Consider the following 24627-nt stretch of genomic DNA (forward strand, 5'->3'; position numbering starts at 1 on the left):
GAAAAAGAATGGCTCGTATATTAATCACAGGCGCTCACGGATTTATCGGAAGATATCTGGCAAAGTCGCTTGCACTTGCCGGGAACTCCGTATTCGGCCTTGGGCACGGTACCTGGTCACCGCTTCATGCCCAACGCTGGGGGCTGGTTTCTTGGCATAACGGTGAGGTCGATATCCCCAATCTTCGGTTGATTCAACAGCAGTTTGGGACGGTGGACATTGTGTACCATCTTGCGGGGGGCTCGTCGGTCGGAGCAGCAATCGCAAATCCTCGCGAAGATTTCCACCGCACGGTCAGCTCGACCATTGAACTGCTTGAATGGCTGAGACTGGAGGCCCCTAAAAGCAGCTTAGTGGCGGTTTCTAGCGCTGCTGTTTACGGGGCAGGCCACACAGGTCAGATAGCTGAGACGGCGAAACCCAACCCCTTCTCTCCCTACGGTCATCACAAGCATATAATGGAATCTCTCTGCGTCTCCTATTGCGAGAGCTACGAGTTAAAGGTCGTGATCGGTCGTCTGTTTTCAGTTTATGGGGAGGGATTACGCAAGCAATTGCTCTGGGACGTTTGCTCCCAGCTCGAGGTTCATCCTGAGCGACTCCTTCTCGGCGGCAGTGGCAACGAGCTTAGAGACTGGACGGCGGTGACCGACGTCGTGCGCGCGCTGTCGCTTATCCACACCGAGGCGAATCCCTCGCCAAAAGTTATCAATATCGGCACGGGCCGCGGCACCAATGTTCGTGCGATCGTTGAAGGCATTGCCCAAGCATGGGCGGTCGATACCAATTTGGAAGCCAGGATTGAATTTTCGGGTAAAGCACGAGCTGGCGACCCTCAAAGCCTGATAGCCCAATCCGAGCAACTCGCAGCCCTCGGGTTCGAGTGGCAGAAGGATTTGATGGAAGGCCTCTCAGGCTATGTCAGGTGGTTTCGATCGGAATCCGGTGTGAGATCATGACCCGTATTGCCTTTACGATGATCGGCGGGAAAAACTGGACCGGCGGTTATAACTATCTGATAAATCTCGCCAGGCTGCTGTCCGCTGATCAGAGCAGAGCTCTTACGCCCGTTATGTTCTTTGGAACCGACGTCGATGAAAAAGATATAACTCCATTTGCGGCTCTCAATTGCGTTGAGGTGGTCCGTAGCCCGCTCTTTAACAGATCCAGGAGCTTTAGATCTCTGCTCACCGGTCTTGTCACCGGCGCCGACTGGCGTGTGCGTAAGCTGTTTAAAACTCACCGGATAGATGTCGTATTTGAGGTGGCACAATTTTTTGGTTTCAATCTCGGCATCCCCGCTATTGCCTGGATCCCAGATTTCCAACACCGCTTCCTCCCCCGTCTCTTCAGTAAGCTTGGCTACTGGAAACGCGATATAGGGTTTAGAATTCAGGTCCTGGGAAAACGCGAGATCATGTTGAGCAGTGAGGACTCGCGCGTCTCGTGCGAAGTTTTCTATCCGTCCTCCCGGGGGCGCACACACGTCGTCAGGTTTGCGGTGCCGCCCAAGGGAGTGATTGTTCCTGCGGCTGCTCGTGCTCTTGCCGACAAATACGGACTGCCTGAGCGGTATATCTTCCTTCCCAACCAGTTCTGGCAGCACAAGAATCATCTTCTTGTCGTGGAGGCATTGACGATCCTCCGTCGCCGCGGTCACGACGTTACTGTCGTAGCATGTGGCAGCCAGTCTGATCCGCGCGACCCCTCTTATTTTCCGCGTGTGAAGGCTGCTATCGAAAGTGCCGATCTCTCCTCGAACTTCATTCTTCTCGGTCTTATCCCATATGGCGATCTTGCTCCACTCGCAACCGCTAGTATGGCCTTGCTGAACCCATCTCTCTTCGAAGGATGGAGCACGACAGTTGAAGAGGCCCTGTCGTGGGGCGTGCCGTTGATTTTGTCTGATTTGGACGTCAACAGGGAACAGGCGGGCGAAGCGGCCGTATTTTTCGATCGCCATGACGCGCAGGCGCTTGCCGACGCACTTGCTTCGACAAATCTGTCTTCGCCGGATATTCTGTTCGAACGGGCGGCGAAGGCACAGGCCTTCGCTAATGAACGCGTCAACCGTTTCATCACTGATTTCCATGCGCTTGTTCAACGGGTTGCCACCAAACGCCGGTAGCAAACCACCGAAGAATGCCGGGGGACCTCGCCTCTACCCACCAGCTATGAAAGTAAGTGTGAATGCGCGAACCGAAAATTTCAATCATCACCGTTGTCTTCAACAACGAAGCCACGATCGCTGATACGATCGAATCCGTTCGCGCTCAAAACTACCCAAATATGGAGTATATCGTCGTCGACGGACTCTCAAAGGACCGCACGCTTGATCGGATCAACGAACGCCGCGATGTTATCACGCGCCTGGTTTCCGAAGAGGACTTTGGCATCTATGATGCTATGAATAAAGGAATAAGTCTTGCAACCGGCGAAGTTATCGGCTTCATCAATGGGGATGACTTCTACATGCCGGGCGCTCTGGCAAAGGTCGCGGAGGCGTTCCGGGATCCGGCCTTGGAAGCATGTTACGGGGATCTCTGCTATGTTCGGCAAAATGATACCTCGACGATAGTGCGCGACTGGCGCTCTTCGCCTTTTGTACCTAAGGCTTTCGAAGAAGGCTGGTGCCCGCCTCATCCAACATTCTTTGTTCGGCGCGAGGTCTACAAGCGCCTTGGGTCATTTGACCTCAGTTATAGGATTGCTGCTGATGTAGAATTAATGATGCGCTTCCTAGAACGCCACTGTATCAAGTCGGAATACCTGCCCGGCATTATGGTGAAGATGCGAATGGGCGGCACCACAAATCGCAGCTGGAAGAATATCCTGCAGCAAAACAAAGAAATTCTACGTGCGCTTGAAACTCACGGGTTGAGAGCCAGCCCTGTACATTTCTTCTCTAAGAAGCTTATGTCGCGGGGCATGCAGGTACTTCGTGCGGCCTTGCTTAACGTGCGCTAACGCATTAGCCGTTCGACCGGCTACGGCGATTTCGCTGCATGAGGTATGCGCTTTTAAGGAGGTTGACTAGAACGCCGATAACGAACCCGACAAAGAGACCTGCAGTCAGAATAGTTATCTTGGTCGGAGAGGCGGCATTTGATGGAGCGTAAATTGGGGAAAGCAGAGTCGCAGGCTTGCTTAGTTCTAGTTTACCCGTCAAGTCGGCAATGTCCTTACGCAATGCGATCGCATCGTCGCGTGTCGCGAGATATATTGCCTGCTGCCACCCGGAATCCTGCGCCTCCTTCAGGAGCTTCGAATTTTCCACGAGTTGATCCTGCAGTGACCTGATTTGAGATTTCAGATGTTCCAAGCTGATGGACGCAACCAACGTCTGCTGTTCTTGAATCCCCCGCACGATCGCGGCGACGCACTGCCGTGCCAATTCAGCGGCTGGGGCGGTAAAGGAAATCTCGATGACGTCACTGGGAACTGATGGTGCCGTCACCCTCACATTTTGCGAAATCTGTTCGGCGGTTACCGGGCCGCCGTCGGAGCACGCGGAGACGGTCTGCTGATCGAAAGCTGATGGAGATCGCAGACGAAAAGTAACATGCTCACGAGGCTCCACAAGAGCGACTGCATCAGGGTCTAGTTGCGTTGGATTGGACGAAGCCGCAAGCACGAGTTGTGCTGAGGCTTGATAAAAGGGTTGGCTACGCCACAGGAAAATGCCTGCTAGTATAGCTCCAATGGAACAGCACAAAGCAATGGTGCCGATGCCCCTTCGTAGGAAGGAAACAACAGAAAAGAGATTAATTTCCTCGTCAAATGATCTCTGTTCCATCATCTCAGCTTTCAGAATCCACCGTAGGCTCAAAATTAGCAAAAAATTTCACAACAGCAGGCCTAAATGTCGCTTCAATCTTATTGGCCCTGCAATGTCAATCATGAAAAAATCACATCCAGCGCATATCGCGATGCCATGCTTCCTTAGGCCGTGACGAGGCCTGGAAAAAATACCTGAATCGGTCCTTGAGCTAGCGATTATGCTCGCTCTGCTTCTCGCCGTCAGCAACATCATAACGGGAGCTTATCATGTTTGATCAAAAAGCTCTGGAACCTATCTCCGCCTAACTCGTCGTGCTGATCTTTTACGGCTGCTGCACCCACCGCGCTTTGTCACTCGCAGCAACATTCGTCGACGTGGGCTCGCCGACCTTGGGTGTCTTAAGCCGCGTTGTTGGTTTTAAGGTGCCGGTGAAAGCCAGATCCGAGACCTCGCCGGTTGACGAATAGCCGGAAACAAGCTCCGCTAGTATCGCACGTGCAGCGATCATATCGTTCCGATCCAATACCGCATTGAGCGCGTTGAGCTTTTTCAAAAGCTCCGGCCACAACAGGAAATCCTCGCGCGCCTTCATAATCCGGGGATGTTCGGTTGTTTTCGGATTATCCCCGATCAGCAGTTCTTCGTAGAGCTTCTCGCCGGGCCGAAGACCGGTAACGGACAGCTCGATATCGCCTTCGGGATTGTCTTCATCGCGGACGGCCAGCCCGGAAAGCTCTACCATCTTGCGGGCGAGATCGGCGATGCGAACCGGCTCTCCCATGTCGAGCAGGAAGACATCGCCCCCCTCGGCCATCGCGCCCGCCTGTATGACGAGTTGGGAAGCCTCCGAAATGGTCATGAAATAGCGGGTTATGTCAGGATGTGTCAGCGTCACGGGGCCGCCGTCCTTGATCTGCTGCCGGAAAAGCGGCACGACGGATCCGGAGGAGCCGAGGACGTTTCCAAAACGGACCATGGAGAAATTCGTTCGCATTCTGTCGACAGCCGATTCCGCCGCAAGCGCCTGCAGAACCATTTCCGCCAGCCTCTTGCTGGCGCCCATTACATTTGTCGGACGTACGGCTTTGTCTGTGCTGATCAGCACGAAATTCGAGACGCCGCATTTATTCGCCGCGCGTGCCGCGACCAGCGTACCCATCACATTGTTCTTGATGCCTTCCACGGCATTGTGTTCGACAAGGGGAACATGCTTGTAAGCGGCTGCATGATAGAGCGTCTGAGGTCGCCAGCTCTGCATGACATGTTCCATGCGATCCTGATCGCGGACAGAACACAGAATCGGAACGATCTGCATATTTTCATGCTTGTACAGTTCGGCCAGCTTCTGCAATTCGGCATGGATATTATAAAGCGCAAACTCGTTCTGATCGATGAGGATGAGGCTGGAAGGCCCGGTGCGCAAAATCTGACGACATAGCTCGCCGCCGATCGAGCCGCCAGCACCGGTGACCATCACCACCTTGTTGCGCATCGACTTGTCGAGTAGCTCCTGGCGCGGCGCGACCGCTTCTCTTCCCAGCAGATCTTCGATCTCCAGCTCTCGGATGTCGGAGACGGCGATACGTCCCTGAGCCAGGGCAGTGAGATCCGGCAACGTGCGAACATTGACCCTGGCTTTACGGATGTGCTCCAGGATTTCGTTGCGACGCTGCCGCGATGCGGAGGGAAGAGCAAGAAGCACGTTGTGCACGCCGAGAGATTCGGCAAGCACCGGAAGATCCGAGGGGTCGTAGATCGGCAAACCACCCATGACGCCGCCCTTGAGACGCGGATCATCATCCAGATAGCCGACGACATTGAGTTCGGCACTGTTGATCAAGGCACCGGCCAGTTGCCGCCCGGCCGTCCCTGCCCCATAGATCAGCACCTTGGCGAGCATATTCTTGTGAAGGATGCGCTGGTAGGCATCCCCGAGCCAGTAGCGGATACTCAACCTCGACAGCCCGATCGCAATCAACAGAAGGAAGGGCTGGAGGATGCCGACGGTTCTCGGAACACCGGGGACGCTGAGTGCTGTAAATATCGTCATGAAGGCGACGCCGTAGATCGCAATCGCCTTCAGAACAGTAATGAAAGCAGCCATATTGGCATAGCGGAAGATCGCCCGATACATGCCCATGACGATGAAGATGGGAAGGGCCATGCACAGTGAAACGAAGACCGGCAGCCACTGCACACCCGTCAGCACCGTCCATTCGTTTAGGCGGAAGCAATAGGCGAGCCAGATCGTCAGAACACAAAAGCTGGAATCGACCAGCAAAGCCAGGGCACGTTTGGCAACCCGCGGCATCGCCAGCAGAGGGGCGACGAGCGCTTGCATCGGCATTAAGAACCATCCTGAGCGCGGCGTCTCAGTGGGAGTATTTTCAGGCATTGCTAACCAGCGTCTCGCAGATCAATGGACAACCACCTTCTTGTCGCTTTCTGCAACGAGCGCAACTGAAATAATCGGAAATCAAGGTCTTCCGCACCGACTTATCTATCAGAAGTTGACGAACAGATGGCGCGGGTCATGATGGAGGCGAGATTCTCCAAGTTGCCGGCATACGTCAGCACATTGAGGTTGACGATCGGTTCATCATGAATCGCAAGCCAATGGTCGGTTCACTTGGCTCTGAATCAAGAGAGAGCAGGTCAAGAGATAAGTCAACCGCCGTCGTGACTGCAACGCCTGTGAAAGCGCGAGGTCACGGGGTTGCAGCTGATTGTGGTAATATGTTAGGGGCAGCGACCCGAGAAGAGCGAAGGCGTTCCCGGTCCAGAGACGGTACCGCTTCCAAAGAGAACATCAAAAGAACGTGATACGTGGCCTCTTCAATCATCAGCGCCCGCGGGCGCTTATAGCCTCGGCAATAAGCCTTGTCGTCCTGATCTTCCTGCTTCGGGCATTGGATTGGGAGGAAGCTATCCGCATTTTTCGTAGCGGAATATCGGCAACATCGCTTTTGTGGTTTATGCTTGTTACCTTCGGTATCGCTGTCGGCTATGCGCTGCGATGGCGGCTATTGCTGGACGGGAAGATCAGTTACGGGACGTCTCTCATGGCTTCCCTGCTCGGTCTGGGCGCCAACATGTTTCTTCCCGCGAGAGGCGGAGACCTTTTGCGCGTGCATTACAGCCGAGTTGTCGCGACAGTCCCTACGTCCGCCTGGGCCTCGGCTGCGCTCTTCTCGGCAACAAGAACATAGCCGGCGCGCGCCTGCCTCGCCGCTGAGGGATAGCCGATCGAGACGGCATAGAGGTGATAGAGCATCAGGCCACCAGCGAGGCCGGCGCCCATCTTGAGATAGTCGATGATGCCGAACATCAGGTCCGGATACCATTGAGGCAGAGCGCCCGTTCCGCTGTGCGGCGCTTCGTGAGGCCCGGGAGACGGATGCCGGCGGCCTTATCCCACTTGGGCAGCTCATTGCAGGCGCCGACGACGTCGCCCGAGTTCAGCTTGCGCGTCAGTGTCGATTTGCAGAACGCCCCGGTTCCGACGTTGTACGTGAAGGAGAGGAAGGCGACATAGGCGCCGGACGGCACTTGATCCGGCTGCTTCATGCAGGCGCGCATGCCCGTCTCGAATTCCTTCAGGCTGTCGCCGAGTATGTCCTTGCATTGAGCGACGGTGTAGCTGTCACCCATCTTGACGCCGCGTGTCTCTCCGAAGCACACTGTTGGAATCCCGATCGGATCTCGATAGGCGACAGTTCGCAGCCCTTCGAAGGTGCTGACGACGGCGATGCAGGCAGCAGCAATCGCGCTACCCTTCTTGAGGCGGCTTGCCATTGGCGAGGTCTCCAGAGACTTTCTGTTGAACGAAGATGCGGGCGATGATAGCGGCAACGGCCAAGAGGCCGGTGACCGCCGACATCCCAAGTTGGATGTAGATGTTCTTCGCGACCCATGTGGCGGCGAAGAAGGTGTAGATCGGCTCGATGATGATGCAGAGCAGGGCCAGGACCATGAACCTGATTGACCAGGCATGCTTGACCACCGCGCGCAAGTTGCTGACGAGCATGGGAGCTCCAGATTGTGGGATTTCACTTTGTGGTGTATCGATGCCCTCTCACTGCTCCGGAGGACGAGATGAACAGCAGCACCGAAATACTCGAGATGTACGAGGGGTATTACGCAGACGGCTCAGTCTCGGAGAAACGAGCCATAGCTGCGCGGCAGTCTGTCGGGCACATACGCAAAATCACGGAAGGCCAGACGTTCAACTCGGTTGTCGACATCGGCGCCGGCGAAGGTGCGGTTCTTTCCGAGTTGAGCAATTCTGCCTTTGCAAAGCAGTTCGCAGCCGTGGAAATCTCGAAATCAGGGCTGGACGCGATAAGCAACCGGCGCATCAAGAACTTGGCTTCAGTTGATCAGTTCGATGGCTACAAGATCCCCCACCCGGGCAAAGCCTTTGACCTCGCGCTTGCCATCCATGTCCTTGAGCATGTCGAGCATGAGCGTATGTTCCTCTACGAGGCCAGACGGGTGAGCCGGAAGCTCTATATCGAGGTGCCCTTGGAGCTGACGCGGAACCTAGACAAGTCGATCCGCGAATCCGGCCCTTATGGGCATATCAACTTCTACACCCCCGGCTCTTTCGAAAACCTGCTGAAGACATGCGGTTTTAAGGTGGAGCGCCTCATGGTGTTCCCACATGACATCGAATACGAGCAGCACCTTGCCGGTAAGGCAAAGGGGTGGCTGAAGTATCAGATCCGGCAGAATTTCCTGAAATTGGCTCCGAAGACTGCTGCGCGGAACATGGTGTATATGGCCGGGGCTCTCTGCTCCGCCTAGAGGATGTGGATTTCCGATATATAGGCGCACGCATAGTTCAGATGCCCGATCGTGTGCGGGTGGATGCCGTCCTCATCGCAATCCGTCGTGGCGTTGTAGAAGTTGTTCACCGGGACAGAGCGAACCGGGAACCCGGCACTTGCCTATTCGTCCACAACACCGTCGATGATCAGAGCAAGCACGGCGACCCGTGGGGAGCGAGACGCGTGGGCTGAATCAGTTGGTTCCCAATTTGCAGCTTACATCAACGGTCGGATTGAAATTGGAGAGGTGAAAAAAGCTAGCTTGGACCTCAGCATGAAAAAGCAGTTTTATATCACGTGAAAAGTGATCTAAGACGACTTTAACCACAACCGTGACAGGGTCGCTTAATCGAAGGCGATCCAGAAATAAGCAGCGAGCAGTCCAATATGGCGCTGAGTGAGAATTATAAAAGCGCCCCTGTCGCAGGCTCCAGTCACGCGATGACTGGCCTGACGCTAGCAGCAACAATGTTGATCCTCGGCTGGGTGCTCAAATATAGCTCCTACGGGATCGAGTTCACCGATGAAGGCTTTCATCTGGTGTCGATATCTAACCCGTTCATCTATGATTTTTCGATCACGCAGTTCGGATTTGTGTATCATCCTCTGTATGTTTTGCTCGGCGGGGACATTGCGGCATTAAGGCAGGCCAACATACTCGTCACATTCGCTTTGGCTGGGGGGCTGGCACATACACTTCTCGTGGCAGTCGCACCCGAATCAAGAGCGAATGATGTCGTCCTGTGCGCTGCCGCGGCTGGACTGGCAACTAGCGTTTTTGCCCTGTTCGACTCGTGGCTTCTAACGCCCAGCTATTATAGCTTGGCACTTCAGTCTTTGCTGGTGACGAGCATCGGTATGCTCATGTTTGAACCAGCATGGAACTGGCGGAGCGTTGCAGGCTCGATGTTGATCGGCGCAGGTGGCTGGCTGGCCTTCATGGCCAAGCCAAGCACTGCAGGCGCACTGGCTGTGGGCACCCTGGTCTACCTGATCGTTTCCAAAAAGTTCCAGCTGCGTCTGCTCTTACTTGCCATCACCAGTGCGGTCGTCCCACTTCTGCTCAGCGCATTCGTAATCGATGGCTCCCTTCGGAAGTTTGTGGAACGGCTACAGCTAGGACTTGAGTTTGGACAATATCTCGGTGGCGGCCACACATTCACCGAACTTTTGCGCATCGATAGTTTCTGGCTGAACGGCAAAGATAAACTACTTACCCAACTCGTATTCCTAGCAACGTTTATTGCCGTCTGGGGTTTCTTGTCGCGACGATCCGTGAGCGTGATTGTATCCCTGATCGCTGCGGTCAGCCTCTTCCTCGTGACGGCGCTCCTCGTATTTGGCCAGATCCCTAAGGTTGCAGAGCTGGGGCAGTTTCAAGGGTTGTCATTTTTCGGCGTCGTCTATGCTGCAGCGCTCGCAGGCCTAGCCTTTGGCAGGCCGAGACCATTCAAGGGCTTATCGGTGGCGCACTGGAGCATCGCGTGTCTCTTTTTGATAACCCCGCATATGTATGCCTTTGGGACAAACGTTAATTATTGGGAAAGTGGGATACAAGCGGGTTTTTTTTGGCTGCTGGCCGGCATTGTACTACTTAGCCCAATTGCTCGTGAACGATCAAATTGGTCGTTTTTGTTACCCCTCGTCCTTGCCGCCCAAGCGGTGACGGCGACCCTTCTTCAGTCAGCACTAGAGCAACCGTTTCGCCAACCTCAATCGCTCAAGCTCAACGATGCCCCCATAAACCTTGGGCCTCATCGATCTGAATTGATACTATCGAAGGCGTATGCTTCCTATATTTCGGATGCGGTTATGGCTGCTAAAAACAGCGGTTTCAAACCAGGCGATCCCGTCATCGATCTATCTGGTCAATCTCCAACGCTCCTGTACGCCATGGGCGCCGAAAGCATCGGAGCCGCTTGGATGATTGGCGGCTACACCGGCAGCCTGAAATATGCGACCGCAGTGATGGGCCGTGTGTCGTGTGAAAAACTCGCCGCAGCTTGGGTTCTGGTGGAGGCAACAGGCCCTCGCAGCATTCCGACAGAACTCATGGCCGACATGGGAGCAATGTTTCCGCAAAACTACAAGCATGCGGGAACGTGGAGCACCGCTGATGGTGCGGGCGGTTACATCGCAAGCCGGGTTCAGGAGCTTTATCGGCCGATAAACCCCGCGGACACTCTGAAAGCGTGCAAGGCACTGCGAGATAAGGATGCGGAATGAAGAAAGTTGCGATAGTCCAGTCAAATTACATCCCTTGGAAGTCGTGCCTTGAGCTTCGCTCGATTCTAAAGTAAGCGTTCGCTTGGATAGAGGTCATGGAAGCAGGAGGCGCTAAGCTCCAGGCCGCTGAACGGTACGCCCCTAATGAGACTTAGCGAAGAAATCGAAGGCGACGGTTGGGCATGGTTGATGCGACGGATATATCAGCGGGCGTGGAGTCCCTTTCAAACGTGCGCCGCAGCAAAGGGATCCTCGTAACCAGCCTGATATTCATCATTGCTCTTTCCCTGGTCGCTCTTACCGGAACTTGGGACTGGTTCGCGAATCGCTTTTTCGGCTTTTTCCCGCTGCTGATCGGTTTGTTCGTACTCGGCATCCACCCCGTAGTTAGAGTGAAGGCCGCAGTCGTCCTAAGTGGTCTTGCGGATTGGCTCGCTAGACGCGGGGCCTTCGTATCAAATCCAGAGGAGGAAGCACCGAAATTCGCGCTGATCCGAATAGTATTTGGGCTCTTCATGATCGAGCGCGCCTTCTGGGTGATCTCCTATCTTGAGCCTTCGGATTGGGGGCAGCCATCGATTTGGTTGACTGCCATGATGGGATTGCTCTGCGGCGTCTTGGTGACAGCGGGTCTGCTGACGCAGTACACTCTCGTGTATCTGATCGTTTTTCAGTGGCAGATGGGAGACATACTACTCCGCACATCCACATTGGGAAACTGGATCGCAGCGATGCTTTCAGTGCTTCTGATTTTCGCAAACGCCGGAGCGAATTTTTCGCTGGACCGGCTGCTTATGAAAAGAGGCACGTTCGCGTGCAAGGTCATCTCAGCGTTCTACTATGACAACGGTTTGCCAAGTGAATCCGGGCTGCAGCTCGCAAAGTTGATGACGCTCGCCTGTTACTGGTGCGTGTGCCTGTACTCGCTTTCGATCCATTTGGCCGAGCCTGCCTGGATGTCAGGTTCGGCTGGCCCACTGCTGCTCACCAATAACTTCATGTCCAGATATTCGAGTGAGTTTAGCTGGCTGCTTTCGCAAGGCCCGATCCCGGTTTTCCTGGCGCGCGTATCACTCTGGGCGATGTTGCCGTGGTATCTTCTGCTGCTTCCGTTTGTGCTTCTCGGCGGAGTGTTTCGCAAATATGTAATCATGTGGGGCTTGCTGTTCTTCGGGCTGAGCCTATTCATCCTCCAGCTCGGGTGGCTAGCCCAATTCGAGTTCCTGTTCTTGGCCGCCTTGTTTTGGAGCAAGACATTCATCAGTGGCGCAAACAGGCTGCAGGTGGCGTACGATGACCGCTGCAACCTGTGCGATAGAACGGTGACGTTCGTAAAGGCCGTCGATCTCTTCAGGCGAGTCCACCTTAAGCCGTTGTCCAAGAACATTCCTTGGCTTATCGAAGTCGGCATCGATCCAGATGATGCACGAAAGGACCTTTACGCTGTCGACGTCAGCAGCGGGAATGCCGTCAAGGGCTACGAGTTCTATGTGCTTTTATCGAAGCACGTGTTCCTTTTGCTGCCGCTTCATCCGTTGCTCATAGTCGGTCGATATTTGGGCGGACCGGCAGTGTACAGGTTCGTTGCCGAGCGTCGGACGAGGATGTTCGGCGTCTGTCAAATCCCTACGCCAAAGCCAGAGTATACGCTGTTGCCAACGGGCCAGATGGTCCACAAGGACATCGTCCCGGGTGATCCGATCTCCACCGTCTTCTGTCATGTAATGATTTTGCTGGCATGCTTTGCTATCTCGCTTCCTCTGCCGTACCTGGTGAAGAATCCTCCGACGGTCCTGCGGAAAATCCAGAGATCCGTTGCGGCCCCGACGAACGCAGCTGGTATCTACGGGGTCGGTCCAATTGACGTGTTTAATTCTACCGATCTTCGGATGGCTGAGAACTGGTTTACCCTCAGCAAGAAGACCAAGGACGGCTTCGAACAGCTTCTTCCAATATTCTCCGAGGACGGGAAACGTCTAGCTGCTCACAGATCGGACCGGGTCTATTTTGGGAACACTGTGGCGTTCAGGCGCGGCGTAATCGGGAAGGAGGGCTGCCAATTTGAAGCGTTTCGCCAGCAGGTCAGCTACCTTGGCGAAAACGAACATTCAAACGGTGAGACCCTCATTTATCGTCAGTACGTGGAGCCGCTACCCAGCGTGGATTTGCTACTGCGGGGCCAATATATGGCGAGCGAGAGACGACTGGTTTGCGAAGTGACGTTTTAGCGGAACTGTCGACGTTTGAGGGCGGCTGTCCATATACAATCATCTTTCATCAGGACTGGGGAGGCGAGTTCGCTAATCCTGAATCGTTTTTGCTGCGATGACCAAAAGGACTTTATCTGCTCCGGCTTCTTGTTAAAACCCTCGTGGTCAAGAGAATTATCGTCCTTCGTCGGCGGCTCCTGCGAACCGTCGAGCTGCTGTCCTGTGACGTGACTGGTTCAGTTCAACCCAGAGCTCCTTCGGAGCACGCCGCCGTATCGGCCTCCTATCATCGCGGGGCTCATCAAGACGCGAACCATACCATCTGATTACCGAGACTCTAGTCAGCCCATCGACGATCAGCGGGCGCTGCCAATCTCCTTGAACAGGATGCCCCGAGGAGGCGCGTTGACGATCTCCCAACAAACAATGATGTGCAGCCGCAGGCGCAGGCGGCTATGATGCCAGCCGTACTCAAGAGCTTTACAAACCGACGGCAGCGAGTGAGGCTTTGAACGCCTGCCGTGCCATTCGAGCGAAGGAAATGAAGTGAAGAAGGTGGCTATCGTCCAGTCAAACTATATCCCGTGGAAGGGTTATTTCGATATGATCGCTGCCGTGGATGAGTTTATCCTCTACGACGACATGCAATATACGCGACGTGATTGGCGCAATCGCAATCAGATCAAGACGCCTCAGGGGATTCAATGGCTCACAGTCCCCGTTCAGGTAAAGGGAAAGTACCATCAGAAAATCCGAGAAACTGAGATAGAAGGCACCGAATGGGCGAACGCCCATTGGAAGAGCCTGATCCAGAACTATCGTCGTGCTGCACACTTTGAGGAAATCGCTGTGTGGCTGGAGCCTCTTTACCTGAATGAACCGCCAAGTCACCTTTCGCCGCTCAATCGCCGATTCATTGAAGCAATCTGCAATTATCTCTCAATCCAAACTGTAATTTCCCATTCATGGGACTACACGTTAGTGGAAGGAAAGACAGAGCGTCTGGCTGCGCTTTGTGCTCAAGCGGGTGGCACAGAGTACGTATCTGGCCCCGCGGCAAAAGACTATGTAGATGAAGAAGTCTTTGAAGAACGAGGAATTAGGCTTACCTGGTTCGACTATGCCAGCTATCCTAAATACCCTCAGCTCTGGGGTGAATTCGTTCATGGAGTGACGATCCTCGATCTTCTCTTTAATTGTGGAAGGGACACGCGAAATCACATGAGGTACCTGAAATGAAACCTTCACAGCGCCAAATTTCTGGTCCTCTAGTGAATTGCGCTTTTGAGAGTGGCGGAAATGATTGGGCACCGCTGGAGGTGTTTCGGTGTTTCGACACTCTCGCCACCAACTCCCGGGAACAAGGAAACGAAGGGTGGATGATCGGCGCTCTCTGTAGCCTGGAGGCTGCAATGTAAATAGCGTGGGGCAGTTTTGATCCTTGGGAGAGGCATAATGAGTTGACTAACACTTGAATCTTTGGCGTGGGTTTCCGGCGCCGCACCACCCTTTGGAGCATTGGTGCGCGTGTGCAGAAAGAAGAAAGCGTACCGGATACTGGCGCCAATCCTCCACACTTTTAAGGCTTGCGCGTGGTGACAAAATTGCGTTATTGCGGTCCGCTAGCAAGCACTGCGGGGGACTTCGCTTGACGGAATATATTTCTAGGTGTCCCGCATGTGGGTCAGCAGATTGTAGAAATCTACCTATTCCGCATGCAGCCCGCTCGATGGTTAGCGACGGCAAGGTGGTATCGAATCCTCTTAAGCGCTGTTCTTGTAACAACTGCGGCCATGGCTTCCACACCCAAAGTTTTTCAGAAGAGCAAATAAAAGAGATTTATAGCGCCGACTACTCGATCGGCCTGCGAGACGCGGTGGCGGAGGCTGCGCGCTCCGCCGAATATAGCCGACAGATAGAAGCTTTCTTGACGCATCATCTGGGGAATGAAGCCAATTTTTCCAAAATCATAGAGTTTGGATGCGGCAGCGGTACGTTGCTCGGTCATCTGACCAAGAGGCTTGGCGCTCAAATTTCAACCGGAGTGGAGCCTAGTTCCCGGATAGCCGCGAATGCGCGTTCAAACGTGGGAGGTCGAATTTCCATCCACGAGGGTTTTGCTGAGCAGTTCGAGGCCTCCCCCCCCGGCTACAATCTTTGCCTGTCCGTTAACGTGATAGAGCACACACGTAATCCCCTCGGTTTTCTGCAAGCATGCCGACGCGTCATTGTTAAAACGGGGAATATTGTCGTCATTTGTCCGGATGGAGAAATCGTAGGGTCGGAGTTGCTGTTTTACGATCATATATCCAACTTTACGTCCGCTTCCTTGGCAATGATTGTAGCGGGTGCAAACCTGCGGATGGTTGCGAACTCCCCCTTAACGGGCAGCCTGCAGGGATTTAGGATTTACCTGTTGCAGTTCGGCGACGCTGACCCTGACAGTCAGATCCGCGGCTTCGCCTTTCTTTCTCAGGAGCGCGCAGAGTATGTGAACACGTGGAGCAAGATACGAGACGCGACCAACCGAGTGCTTAAGGGCCGGAAGTATGGCATCTTCGGCACGGGTGAGTATTCGGATCTTCTTCACGCCTATAGCCCGTCCGTGATCGAAAACGCAGAGTTTTTTGTTAGGGATCAACCGGTAGAGGCGGATTTCTATGGTAAACCTGTTGTATCGGTCAAAGACTTCTTGAGCTTTCCAAGAATGCCCCTGATCGCGGCTGTGCACGAGCGAAGCTGGTCGCTCATCCGAGATCGTTTTGGATCGGAGGATGTTCCGATCTTTCATTCTCTTGAAATTGCAAGGCAGGATGCCATCCTATGACGGAAATTTCTCGCTACGGCGTTATTGCGACAACCGAAGCAAACGACATTTACGACATCCTCGCGGAGGAGGTCAGGCTACTGGGATACACTACGCTAGATTCCGGATTGGCCGGGGCTCAGCTCGATGAACTCTCGCAGTTGTTCAATAGAGCGGAGTTAGAATACGATACCGAGGCAACAGACCGAGGTTATGATCTTAGCAAGATTAATGAGCGTGATACGATTCGCCTCCTTCCGATGGTGTGCCCCAATTTCTGGGAGGTCGTTTTCAATCGGCCACTTCATGTGTTATTGTCGCGGCTCCTCGGCGGTTACTTCATCCTGAACCAGGTGAACGGCCTGATAAACCGCGGCCACCAAAGCAAATACCACCAAGCCCAGTATCACAGAGATCTTCCGTATCAGCATTTCACTAGCTCTCGGCCGCTCGCTATCAATGCACTCTTTGCATTAGACGACTTCACTATCGAAAATGGCTCCACGCGCGTGATCCCTGGAACACATCATCGTGAAGCGTTTCCACCTGACGAAGTTGTTCGGCGCTTGGAGACCCACGTCACCGTCAAACGGGGGACGTTCATTGTCTTGGACTGCATGGTTTATCACGCCGGCAGCACCAATAAGACCGATAAAAATCGTCGCGCCATTAATCACGTCTTCACAATTCCTATGCTGCGTCAGCAGTTCCATATTCCTTCTGTGCTAGGTGAAGCTCCAGATTTTACAGAGCAGCAAAAGAAAATACTGGGCTATGGCCTAGATGAATTTCGTTCAGTTGGCGACTGGTTCAACTCTCGGTTGCCGAAAGTCAAATGAGTTCCATGACACGCAAGTTATCCATTGTTACCACTCTATACAGGTCAATGGACACAATCGATGAGTTCATCCAACGTGCCTTGGCCGCGGGAGAGGCGGTATCGGATGATATTGAAATCGTGATTGTCGATGATGGCAGTCCGGACGGTTCGGCGAACATCGTGCGAAATTGGGTTGAGCGCGACGCTCGGATCTCGCTATTATGCTTGAGCAGAAATTTCGGGCATCATAAAGCGATGCTCGTGGGTTTGGAGCATGCCCAAGGCGACCTAATATTCCTGATTGACAGCGATCTCGAGGAGCCTCCCGAGTTGCTTTCGGAAATGGCGCAGGTTTTGCGGGGAAAAGCTGTTGATTGTCTCTACGGGCTGCAGGAACGTCGGAAAGGCGGCCGGATGGAGCGGATATCGGGGCACCTTTTTTATTGGCTTTTCTCCGCGTTAAGCGAGGTACGCCTACCCCAGAACGTATCAACGATGCGATTGATGACCCGTCGCTATGTATCCGCTCTACTTAAATTTCGCGACAAAAACCCAGTCTTCGTTCCACTAAGCATTCTTGTTGGCTATCCCCAGGCATCGTTCCCTTTTGTCAAAGCCAGCACCTCGGATACGACCTACTCGTTAGGAAGGCGGATTGCTCTGACCGCCCTTGCTATCACGACGTTTTCAGCCAAGCCACTGATATTAATGCTGTGCTTCAGCTTAATGATGGCTTTCTTAGGTATCGTCTACGGCGGGTTTGTTGTGGTGCGCGCGCTGATCGGACCGGTCCAAGACGGATGGGCGTCACTCATGGCCGTCGTGGTCTTTTTCTTCAGCTTGAATGCTGTTTTTACCGGGCTGATGGGCCTTTATGTCAAGCAGATCCTGGAGGAGGTGAAGGATAGACCGCGCTCGATCATTCAAGATATCTATTCTAAAAGGAATTCCTCAGAGACCTAGCCGATCTATTCCGAAAAATACTCACGCGCTTTACAAAAGTTGGAGGGGCGTTTCCAACGTCGTCAGCCGGGCGGTATATGCTGTCGCGGGTGTTGGAGTAGATATTGCTGGAATGGCTACCACGTGGCGTGACCTACCTGGAGTTCATGTTGATGATCGCCCGCGTCAATCGTAGATACCCGTCACTTGAGTATTCGGACGCGGTAACCGGCTCACGGGAAATGACCAAAATTGGGATACGAGATGTTGCTGGTCCCTCACAAATGCGAGCGCTGAAAGCGATAACGAAGATCGAAGGAAGACCTCATATTTCTTTGAGTGGCGGACTGGTAGTGTGTTTATAGGATTTTTGAGAACAATTAGCGCCGCTAAACATCAGCGCCCTTACACGTGGTGGGACATTCATGGTTGAATCGAGTGATGACATCCTGAAGGATGTGGCTGACTATTATTCGGGACGGATCGCTGAACATGGCCAAACCGCAGCAGGTGTTGACTGGAACAGCCAAGCCGGCCAAATCATGCGCTTCAATCAACTTCTCAAAGTGGTCGATTCTTCGCAACCATATTCTATCGCCGATATAGGATGCGGATATGGAGCGTTGCTTGACCACCTCTCGCAGTTGGGACACGCCACTCGGTATATAGGTGTCGACATTGCTCTGCCGATGATTGAAGCCGCCCGTTCGCGTATCGCCGCGTCGCCGGACGTGACTTTTAGGCCGGGTAACTCGCCAGGTGAGATCGTCGATTATTCTGTAGCGTCGGGAATTTTCAATGTGCGGCTTAGTCGGACGGACGAGGAGTGGCTTGCGTATCTGGTGGAAACACTGGACATGATGAACATATCCAGTCGGACAGGTTTTTCTTTCAATTGTCTAACATCCTATTCTGACGAAGCCCGGATGCGGGGTGATCTTTTTTACGCCAACCCGCTGGACTTATTCGATCTTTGCAAACGGCGCTATTCACGGCAGGTAGCTTTGTTACATGACTATGAGCTATACGAGTTTACGATGATCGTGAGGAAGTTGCCATGAGGCGGAAGCTCGTCATTTTTGGGACAGGTGAAATTGCCCAACTCGCCCATTACTATTTCGAAAATGACAGCGATTATGATGTGGTCGCGTTCACTGTGGACGAAGCTTATTTAACTGATCGAGAGTTTTGTGGCCTGCCGGTCGTTGCCTTCGAAAACGTCGCTGATCGCTATCCCCCGGCCGACCATGCCCTTTTCGTCGCACTCAGCTACTCTAAGCTAAATCAAATCCGCAAGCAGAAGTTCGAGGCCGGGCTGGCTCTCGGTTACGACCTGGCAAGCTATATCAGTTCTAGCGCAACAGTCCTCAACGAGCACTCCGTCGGACGTAATTGTTTTATTCTTGAAGACAATACGATCCAACCATTTTCGCATATTGGTGATAATGTCACGTTGTGGAGTGGTAACCATATCGGTCATCATTCGGATATTGGAAGTCACACGTTTATTTCCTCGCATGTCGTGGTGTCCGGTGGGGTCAGGATTGGCGAGCAGTGTTTCATAGGGGTCAATGCCACCCTTCGCGATCACGTTAGTATCGGGGCAAGATGCGTTATCGGTGCCGCAGCGCTCATACTGTCCGATGCCGAGGCTGATGGAGTCTACGTATCTAGCACCACTGAACGCTCGCGTGTTCCCAGCTCAAAACTGCGCAAGATATGACCGGCACATGGATCAAAGCCGGCCTGCTCTTCAAGCCGTCCGGCGTTCACCCCAAGCTGAGGAGTCACGCTGCGAACCCGCTCGCACTTCACCTCGAACGTGACACATACAGGGTATTTTTTAGCGGGCGTGACAGCGAGAATCGTTCCTCTGTGGGCGCCGTTGATATCAATCTCTTGACGCGAGAAGTCGTGCACGAGCACAAGCAGCCCTTTCTGGTACACGGTGCTGGCGGCAGTTTCTTTGAAGCGGGTATCAGCATCGGTAACTGTTATTGTGCGGGTCCGCAGCGCTATATGCTATTCATGGGATGGCAGAGGCCCCCGGGAAGGCACTGGCGAGGCGATATAGGCCGCATAAAGGTTCGACCCGATCTAACGCTTGAACTGGACGCCGACCTAGCGTTTATGGCCTCGGATGAGGAGGATTCCGTCAGTCTTTCCTATCCATGGGTTGAAAGGACAGATAGTGAAACGTTCAGGATGTGGTACGGATCTACCGTAAGCTGGGACGCGGGCAACGGCGAAATGCTCCATGTTATCAAGTCCGCAACTTCAAGGGATGGCCATATATGGCACAAGGACGGTACGGCAATTCCCTATGAAATAGGCAAGGCGCAAGCCTTCTCCCGGCCCACGGTTCTCATTGATGCAGTGTGTGGTTACCGGATGTGGTTCTCTTACCGCAGCGGTCAAGGCGAAGCCTATCGGATCGGGTATTCTGAAAGCCGAGACGGAATCGCGTGGATCTTGAAATTAGACCAAGCGGGTATAGACGTTTCCGAAAACGGCTGGGATAGCACGATGATCGAGTACCCTTACGTGTTTCGGCACGGGGACAATACATATATGCTATACAATGGCGATAGTTTCGGGAAAACGGGTTTTGGCTTGGCCGTTCTGGACGAAAATAAGGTGGAGAGATCTGATTCTATCTAAAAGTAGTATATTGCAGCTGGCCCGTTTTGGATTTATCGGCTTATTGACGAACGCCTGCGGATATATCCTGTACCTCATGGTCACCTTTGCTGGGATTCCGCCAAAGTTGGCAATGACTATACTTTATTTGCTCGGAGTTGTTATGAGTTTTGCTGCCAATCGGCGCTGGGTTTTCATGCAGGCTGCGGAGCAGCAGAGCGCCCTAGTCCGATATGGAATCATCTATGGCGTTGGTTACGCGCTGAACTACAGCATCCTCTACGTGTTTGTGGATAGGCTCCATTACGCTCACTTTTATGTGCAAGCATTTGGTATAGTTGCTGTGGCCGCATTCGTATATGCGGCGTGCAGCATTTATGCCTTCCCTTCCACCAGCAAGAGAAAACAAAATCCGTGAGCTCCCGTTGTTTGGGTTGTGGAACTAAATTCGACAGCGAAGCCGGCAAGCCTCATTGCCCCGCTTGCCGTTGGGAGCCTGAGGAAATAGGCGGAATTGCAGCTTACGCTCCACAGTTTGCTAACCAAGGAGGTGGATTTGAGGCTTCTTATTTCAAAGTTTTGTCGGAATTAGAGGCCACAAATTTCTGGTTCCGGTCCCGAAACGATCTTATCCTGTGGGCTTTGCGCAAGTACCATCCCAAATTCCGCTCTTTTCTGGAAATTGGCTGTGGAACGGGTTTTGTTCTTTCCGGCGTCACCGGGAAATATCCAGAAGCTGAGATTTTCGGAAGCGAGATATTTATCGAGGGTCTGCGATTCGCTTCTGAGAGATTGCCTAATGCACGACTCATGCAAATGGATGCCCGGGCAATTCCATTCGCGGAGGAATTTGATGCCATCGGCGCATTTGATGTTCTTGAGCACATCGAGGAAGATGAAACCGTCCTGCAGCAAATGCACGCCGCGCTGAAGCCTAAAGGTACGCTGCTGGTGACTGTTCCGCAACATCCATGGCTGTGGAGTCCCCTTGACGATTACGCTCACCATTGCCGTCGGTACACGGCCAGCGAATTGAACAGGAAAGTTACTGCCGCGGGCTTCACCATCCTTCGCAACACCTCCTTCGTCTCGTTCCTGCTGCCGGCGATGCTTGCTTCGCGTTTAATGAGCCGGAATAAATCGGTTGACGAGATCGACGTTCGAACCGAGATGCAACTTCCAAGCCTGCTCAATAACGCTTTCAGATGGATATTGCGTGCGGAAAGCGCTCTCATCGGAACTGGTTTGGATTTCCCTTTGGGTGGTTCGCGACTGCTCGTCGCCAGAAAGATGTGAGGCTGATGTTGTCCCTTTCCCTTTTGTCGAGTGGAAGGGCATTCATCTAACGGAGACCGATCGCGGCGAGGCTATCGTGTGGGGAGACATGAATGAAAGCGATTGTTCTTGCTGGCGGCGCGGGGTCGCGCCTGTATCCTCTGACGCAAGTGTCCAGTAAGCAGCTCCAGGCTGTTTTCGACAAACCTATGATCTATTACCCTCTGACCGTCCTGATTGCTTCGGGTGTCAAGGAACTCTGCATCATATCAACGCCAGCAGACATACCCCGATACCAGCAACTGCTCCGAAACGGCGAACAATGGGGAGTGGCGATCCAGTACCGCGAGCAACCAAGGCCTGAAGGAATTGCGCAGGCATTTTTGATCGCCTCCGATTTCGTCGGTTCCGATGATGTCATCCTAATGCTAGGTGACAACATTTTTTCCGGCGGGGACGATTTTCCCCGAGCGGTATCAAGTTTTACGGGGGGTGCGACGATATTTGCTTACCATGTCAAGGATCCAGAACGCTACGGCGTTGTGGAATTCGACAGAAACGGCAAAGCGATTTCCATTGAAGAGAAACCAAGCCACCCAAAAAGCAATTTTGCAGTACCCGGAGTGTATATCTACGACAACAGCGTGCTGGAGATTGCAAGAGCGGTCAAGCCGTCCGCGCGCGGCGAACTGGAGATTACCGCTGTCAATCTGGAATACCTTGAACGCGGCCAATTACAGGTGCGACGCCTGAGCCGTGGCTTCGCCTGGCTTGACGCCGGAACCAGCACTGCTCTGCATGAGGCGTCTAGCTATATCGAAGCGATCGAACGAAGACAGGGCGTAAAAATTGGTTGCCCGGAAGAGGCTGCCCTCGTAAGAGGCTTCCTCAGTATTGAGCAATTCGAAGGCCTGATAACTCGCATGCCAAAATGCGAATACAGCGAATACCTGCACAGTGTCTCCGAGGAATGGCACAGACTTCAAGGGGGAAGCAGTGAGCAATAAAATAGAATTCAACCGTCCTTTCATGACAGGGAAGGAACTCTATTACATTGCCGAAGCAAAGTTTGGAAACATGCTTGCGGGAGACGGCCCATTTACCAAAAGATGTCATGAGTGGCTTGAGCAAACAAGCGGCTGCAACAAGTCGCTACTAACTCACTCATGCACTGCGGCGCTCGAAATGGCGGCTCTGCTTCTCGACATTCAGCCGGGTGACGAGATCATAATGCCATCATACACTTTCGTCTCGACTGCAAACGCCTTCGTCCTGCGCGGCGGTGTCCCGGTATTCGTCGACATCCGTGAAGACACTCTGAATCTAGATGAAAGCTTGATTGAAGCGGCGATCACCCCGCGCACTCGCGCTATAGTCCCAGTTCACTACGCGGGCGTTGCATGCGAAATGGACACCATTATGCGCATCGCCAAACAACACGGTCTCAAGGTCGTAGAGGACGCGGCACAGGGCGTGATGGCCGCATATAAGGGGCGCCCGCTCGGCAGCATCGGCGATCTCGCGGCATACAGTTTTCACGAGACCAAGAATGTCATTTCTGGCGAAGGCGGAGCGCTATTGGTCAATGATCCTGCGCTGGCTCTGCGGGCCGAAATCATCCGTGAAAAAGGCACTGATCGCAGTCGTTTCTTCCGGGGTGAAGTTGACAAGTACACTTGGCAGGAAGTGGGCTCGTCCTTCCTGCCGGGGGAGTTGATCGCGGCCTTCTTGTGGGCGCAACTCGAAGAGTCAGAGCGCATTACAAAAGACCGTCTGGCGATCTGGCATTATTATCACGCGATCCTTGAGCCGCTCGAAACCGAGGGGCTGCTCCGTCGCCCTATCGTGCCTGATGATTGCCAGCATAATGCCCACATGTACTATGTACTGCTGCCGGAAGAGAGAGACCGTCAAAAGGTACTAGGTGAGCTGAAAAGCAACGGCATTTCGTCAGTCTTCCATTACGTCCCTCTTCATTCCTCGCCCGCAGGAAGACGATATGCGCGGATGTCAGGCGAGTTGCCGGTAACGACTTCGCAGTCAGAGCGTCTGATACGCTTGCCCTTGTGGGTAGGCCTGACGTTCGAGCAACAGAACCGCGTTGCGGCAGTTCTGGCTGACGCGCTGGAAGGATGGGCGGCGTAGTTTGTCATCCGCGCCTAACCTCAGCCCAAAATTCCGCGAACGAGCGGCTGTTCCTTATAGAGGCTGGATACGCAAGCTGCCATCCGCTGAATTTCCAAGGTTGTCAATCAGCATCCAAAATTCACCCCTTATCGGGGAGCACCTCAATCACGCCCACCCGCTTACCTGCATATGACTTTAGCCCCGTGCCGGCGTCGGACGAATTCCAATCATCGACGGTCATAGTCCGGCCGCCATCCGCGGGTCATGCCTCGGCTCATGGCACCTTCTGCCAATGCCAACTGCCGGCGAAGGTGCCGGATATCGTCGAGTAGCGTGCCGATCGCTGCGCGGACATTGTCGTCATGCCAAGCAAGAACTGCTTCAATTTCCCGCTCGGTCTCAACGTCATCCCGAATGGGGACAACACCACGTTTTGCTTGGGTCTCAGGCATGTCAGCGGCCGTGTGATGTCGCGCCTTGGTCAACAGGCTCCTCGGGACGCTTCCCCTGAAAATACCAGTCGAAAAAGCCTGACTTAATCAAGCGGTTGTAAACTTCGCTGAATATTTCGTCAGTGTCCTTCAGTTTGCTGGAGAACCATTCCGGCTTCGTCGCATAGTCGTTGTGGTCGCGATAAGCTCTGTAAACACCACACGCTTCATGCGTAGCCATGTCGATAGCTACATCAAAGAAGCCAGCCGGGAAGGCCGAAGGTATTTCAAAAGCGCTGGCACTGAAGAGCTTGACTTGATCCGGTCGCCTTCCGGCAATCGCCTCCAACAAGTTCTTGTGCGCGTCCTCCCGCTGCATTTCGCCCGGTGGCGTCCAATAGAGACCGGAAAGGTCCATCTCATCTTCATCATGCATGGCTTCGCTGTCGGCCGATTGCTCTAGAGTCTGTCAGCGCTAATCGGAATCGTGTGGAGAGATTCCCTTGCCTTTGATTTTGTGATTCAAGATCGTTGCTGGTG

Annotated in this window: 25 protein-coding genes; 18 read left to right on the plus strand and 7 right to left on the minus strand. The window is 53.6% G+C overall.

Features of this window, described 5'->3' with window-relative positions; all coding sequences use genetic code 11:
- Positions 1-8 precede the first annotated feature (8 nt).
- The 3 genes from A6U98_RS13415 to A6U98_RS13425 all read left to right on the plus strand — a co-directional run bounded on the left by A6U98_RS13415 (position 9) and on the right by A6U98_RS13425 (position 2967).
- A complete protein-coding gene (locus A6U98_RS13415) occupies positions 9-959 on the plus strand; it encodes an SDR family oxidoreductase (RefSeq protein WP_064650468.1) in 951 nt (316 codons plus the stop codon).
- On the plus strand, positions 956-2128 hold the full coding sequence (locus A6U98_RS13420) for a glycosyltransferase family 1 protein (protein ID WP_064650470.1): 1173 nt from the start codon (positions 956-958) through the stop codon (positions 2126-2128). The genes A6U98_RS13415 and A6U98_RS13420 overlap by 4 nt, the downstream gene beginning before the upstream one ends.
- 62 nt (positions 2129-2190) lie before the next feature.
- Entirely contained in the window at positions 2191-2967 is a 777-nt protein-coding gene (locus A6U98_RS13425; protein WP_064650472.1) for a glycosyltransferase family 2 protein, read from the plus strand.
- A gap of 4 nt (positions 2968-2971) precedes the next feature.
- Here the strand turns inward: A6U98_RS13425 and A6U98_RS13430 are convergent, their stop codons facing one another.
- On the minus strand, positions 2972-3799 hold the full coding sequence (locus A6U98_RS13430; protein ID WP_064650474.1) for a Wzz/FepE/Etk N-terminal domain-containing protein: 828 nt from the start codon (positions 3797-3799) through the stop codon (positions 2972-2974).
- A gap of 304 nt (positions 3800-4103) precedes the next feature.
- Entirely contained in the window at positions 4104-6176 is a 2073-nt protein-coding gene (locus tag A6U98_RS13435) for a nucleoside-diphosphate sugar epimerase/dehydratase (protein WP_064650476.1), read from the minus strand.
- A gap of 424 nt (positions 6177-6600) precedes the next feature.
- On the opposite strand from A6U98_RS13435, the gene A6U98_RS35855 reads away from it, so the two are divergent.
- Positions 6601-6990 carry a lysylphosphatidylglycerol synthase domain-containing protein gene (locus A6U98_RS35855; protein WP_245304528.1) on the plus strand — a complete coding sequence of 130 codons (390 nt, stop codon included), beginning with the start codon at positions 6601-6603 and terminating at the stop codon, positions 6988-6990.
- Here A6U98_RS35855 and A6U98_RS13440 read toward each other — a convergent pair.
- The 3 genes from A6U98_RS13440 to A6U98_RS13450 are packed head-to-tail and all read right to left on the minus strand — an operon-like array spanning position 6915 to position 7808.
- The gene (locus tag A6U98_RS13440) at positions 6915-7109 is read right to left on the minus strand and encodes a hypothetical protein (RefSeq protein ID WP_064650478.1); all 195 of its coding nucleotides are present in this window, start codon (positions 7107-7109) and stop codon (positions 6915-6917) included. The two genes, A6U98_RS35855 and A6U98_RS13440, sit on opposite strands and share 76 nt — an antisense overlap.
- Complete coding sequence (locus tag A6U98_RS13445; RefSeq protein WP_064650480.1) at positions 7109-7576, minus strand: lysozyme; 468 nt, start codon at positions 7574-7576, stop codon at positions 7109-7111. The genes A6U98_RS13440 and A6U98_RS13445 overlap by 1 nt, the downstream gene beginning before the upstream one ends.
- Complete coding sequence (locus tag A6U98_RS13450) at positions 7551-7808, minus strand: hypothetical protein (protein WP_064650482.1); 258 nt, start codon at positions 7806-7808, stop codon at positions 7551-7553. The genes A6U98_RS13445 and A6U98_RS13450 overlap by 26 nt, the downstream gene beginning before the upstream one ends.
- Positions 7809-7876: 68 nt before the next feature.
- Between A6U98_RS13450 and A6U98_RS13455 the strand changes: the two genes are divergently transcribed.
- From A6U98_RS13455 to rffA, 14 genes are all read left to right on the plus strand, one after another.
- Complete coding sequence (locus tag A6U98_RS13455) at positions 7877-8587, plus strand: class I SAM-dependent methyltransferase (RefSeq protein WP_011650555.1); 711 nt, start codon at positions 7877-7879, stop codon at positions 8585-8587.
- Positions 8588-8997: 410 nt separating this feature from the next.
- The gene (locus A6U98_RS13460; protein WP_064650484.1) at positions 8998-10836 is read left to right on the plus strand and encodes a hypothetical protein; all 1839 of its coding nucleotides are present in this window, start codon (positions 8998-9000) and stop codon (positions 10834-10836) included.
- Between the two features lie 182 nt (positions 10837-11018).
- Positions 11019-13064, plus strand: a complete 2046-nt coding sequence (locus A6U98_RS13465; RefSeq protein ID WP_082933907.1) for a DCC1-like thiol-disulfide oxidoreductase family protein — start codon at positions 11019-11021, stop codon at positions 13062-13064.
- A gap of 528 nt (positions 13065-13592) precedes the next feature.
- Entirely contained in the window at positions 13593-14285 is a 693-nt protein-coding gene (locus A6U98_RS13470; protein WP_064650486.1) for a WbqC family protein, read from the plus strand.
- A gap of 490 nt (positions 14286-14775) precedes the next feature.
- Positions 14776-15873: a class I SAM-dependent methyltransferase gene (locus A6U98_RS13475; protein ID WP_064650488.1), complete on the plus strand. Its 1098-nt coding sequence runs from the start codon at positions 14776-14778 to the stop codon at positions 15871-15873.
- Positions 15870-16691 carry a phytanoyl-CoA dioxygenase family protein gene (locus tag A6U98_RS13480; protein ID WP_064650490.1) on the plus strand — a complete coding sequence of 274 codons (822 nt, stop codon included), beginning with the start codon at positions 15870-15872 and terminating at the stop codon, positions 16689-16691. Before A6U98_RS13475 ends, A6U98_RS13480 begins: the two co-directional genes overlap by 4 nt.
- Positions 16688-17635 carry a glycosyltransferase family 2 protein gene (locus A6U98_RS13485; RefSeq protein ID WP_064650492.1) on the plus strand — a complete coding sequence of 316 codons (948 nt, stop codon included), beginning with the start codon at positions 16688-16690 and terminating at the stop codon, positions 17633-17635. Before A6U98_RS13480 ends, A6U98_RS13485 begins: the two co-directional genes overlap by 4 nt.
- 404 nt (positions 17636-18039) lie before the next feature.
- Positions 18040-18675: a class I SAM-dependent methyltransferase gene (locus A6U98_RS13490; protein ID WP_064650494.1), complete on the plus strand. Its 636-nt coding sequence runs from the start codon at positions 18040-18042 to the stop codon at positions 18673-18675.
- On the plus strand, positions 18672-19337 hold the full coding sequence (locus A6U98_RS13495; RefSeq protein WP_064650496.1) for an acetyltransferase: 666 nt from the start codon (positions 18672-18674) through the stop codon (positions 19335-19337). The genes A6U98_RS13490 and A6U98_RS13495 overlap by 4 nt, the downstream gene beginning before the upstream one ends.
- The gene (locus A6U98_RS13500) at positions 19334-20275 is read left to right on the plus strand and encodes a hypothetical protein (RefSeq protein WP_064650499.1); all 942 of its coding nucleotides are present in this window, start codon (positions 19334-19336) and stop codon (positions 20273-20275) included. The genes A6U98_RS13495 and A6U98_RS13500 overlap by 4 nt, the downstream gene beginning before the upstream one ends.
- A 10-nt stretch (positions 20276-20285) precedes the next feature.
- Positions 20286-20672 carry a GtrA family protein gene (locus A6U98_RS13505; RefSeq protein WP_245304529.1) on the plus strand — a complete coding sequence of 129 codons (387 nt, stop codon included), beginning with the start codon at positions 20286-20288 and terminating at the stop codon, positions 20670-20672.
- Positions 20669-21550, plus strand: coding sequence for a class I SAM-dependent methyltransferase (locus tag A6U98_RS13510; protein ID WP_082933908.1), 882 nt, complete (start codon positions 20669-20671; stop codon positions 21548-21550). Before A6U98_RS13505 ends, A6U98_RS13510 begins: the two co-directional genes overlap by 4 nt.
- Positions 21551-21642: 92 nt before the next feature.
- A complete protein-coding gene (gene rfbA, locus A6U98_RS13515) occupies positions 21643-22536 on the plus strand; it encodes a glucose-1-phosphate thymidylyltransferase RfbA (RefSeq protein WP_064650501.1) in 894 nt (297 codons plus the stop codon).
- Positions 22526-23674: a dTDP-4-amino-4,6-dideoxygalactose transaminase gene (rffA, locus tag A6U98_RS13520; RefSeq protein WP_082933909.1), complete on the plus strand. Its 1149-nt coding sequence runs from the start codon at positions 22526-22528 to the stop codon at positions 23672-23674. The genes rfbA and rffA overlap by 11 nt, the downstream gene beginning before the upstream one ends.
- Positions 23675-23883: 209 nt before the next feature.
- Here rffA and A6U98_RS35860 read toward each other — a convergent pair whose 3' ends face one another.
- Positions 23884-24108, minus strand: coding sequence for a hypothetical protein (locus A6U98_RS35860; protein WP_017993019.1), 225 nt, complete (start codon positions 24106-24108; stop codon positions 23884-23886).
- Between the two features lies 1 nt (position 24109).
- Positions 24110-24523 carry a hypothetical protein gene (locus tag A6U98_RS13525; protein WP_064650505.1) on the minus strand — a complete coding sequence of 138 codons (414 nt, stop codon included), beginning with the start codon at positions 24521-24523 and terminating at the stop codon, positions 24110-24112.
- Positions 24524-24627: the final 104 nt, after the last annotated feature.

The organism is Rhizobium sp. WYCCWR10014 (assembly GCF_001657485.1).
GTDB lineage: Bacteria > Pseudomonadota > Alphaproteobacteria > Rhizobiales > Rhizobiaceae > Rhizobium.

Coding starts and splice junctions, on each gene's coding strand:
- A6U98_RS13415 (WP_064650468.1), top strand. CDS start 9: ATGGCTCGTATATTAATCACAGGCGCTCACGGATTTATCGGAAGATAT.
- A6U98_RS13490 (WP_064650494.1), top strand. CDS start 18,040: ATGGTTGAATCGAGTGATGACATCCTGAAGGATGTGGCTGACTATTAT.
- A6U98_RS13450 (WP_064650482.1), bottom strand. CDS start 7,808: ATGCTCGTCAGCAACTTGCGCGCGGTGGTCAAGCATGCCTGGTCAATC.
- A6U98_RS13465 (WP_082933907.1), top strand. CDS start 11,019: ATGGTTGATGCGACGGATATATCAGCGGGCGTGGAGTCCCTTTCAAAC.
- A6U98_RS13500 (WP_064650499.1), top strand. CDS start 19,334: ATGACCGGCACATGGATCAAAGCCGGCCTGCTCTTCAAGCCGTCCGGC.
- A6U98_RS13485 (WP_064650492.1), top strand. CDS start 16,688: ATGAGTTCCATGACACGCAAGTTATCCATTGTTACCACTCTATACAGG.
- A6U98_RS13425 (WP_064650472.1), top strand. CDS start 2,191: ATGCGCGAACCGAAAATTTCAATCATCACCGTTGTCTTCAACAACGAA.
- A6U98_RS13440 (WP_064650478.1), bottom strand. CDS start 7,109: ATGTTCGGCATCATCGACTATCTCAAGATGGGCGCCGGCCTCGCTGGT.
- A6U98_RS35860 (WP_017993019.1), bottom strand. CDS start 24,108: ATGCCTGAGACCCAAGCAAAACGTGGTGTTGTCCCCATTCGGGATGAC.
- A6U98_RS13435 (WP_064650476.1), bottom strand. CDS start 6,176: ATGCCTGAAAATACTCCCACTGAGACGCCGCGCTCAGGATGGTTCTTA.
- A6U98_RS13475 (WP_064650488.1), top strand. CDS start 14,776: ATGGTTAGCGACGGCAAGGTGGTATCGAATCCTCTTAAGCGCTGTTCT.
- A6U98_RS13480 (WP_064650490.1), top strand. CDS start 15,870: ATGACGGAAATTTCTCGCTACGGCGTTATTGCGACAACCGAAGCAAAC.
- A6U98_RS13445 (WP_064650480.1), bottom strand. CDS start 7,576: ATGGCAAGCCGCCTCAAGAAGGGTAGCGCGATTGCTGCTGCCTGCATC.
- A6U98_RS13460 (WP_064650484.1), top strand. CDS start 8,998: ATGGCGCTGAGTGAGAATTATAAAAGCGCCCCTGTCGCAGGCTCCAGT.
- A6U98_RS13495 (WP_064650496.1), top strand. CDS start 18,672: ATGAGGCGGAAGCTCGTCATTTTTGGGACAGGTGAAATTGCCCAACTC.
- A6U98_RS13420 (WP_064650470.1), top strand. CDS start 956: ATGACCCGTATTGCCTTTACGATGATCGGCGGGAAAAACTGGACCGGC.
- A6U98_RS13430 (WP_064650474.1), bottom strand. CDS start 3,799: ATGATGGAACAGAGATCATTTGACGAGGAAATTAATCTCTTTTCTGTT.
- A6U98_RS13455 (WP_011650555.1), top strand. CDS start 7,877: ATGAACAGCAGCACCGAAATACTCGAGATGTACGAGGGGTATTACGCA.
- A6U98_RS13525 (WP_064650505.1), bottom strand. CDS start 24,523: ATGCATGATGAAGATGAGATGGACCTTTCCGGTCTCTATTGGACGCCA.
- rfbA (WP_064650501.1), top strand. CDS start 21,643: ATGAAAGCGATTGTTCTTGCTGGCGGCGCGGGGTCGCGCCTGTATCCT.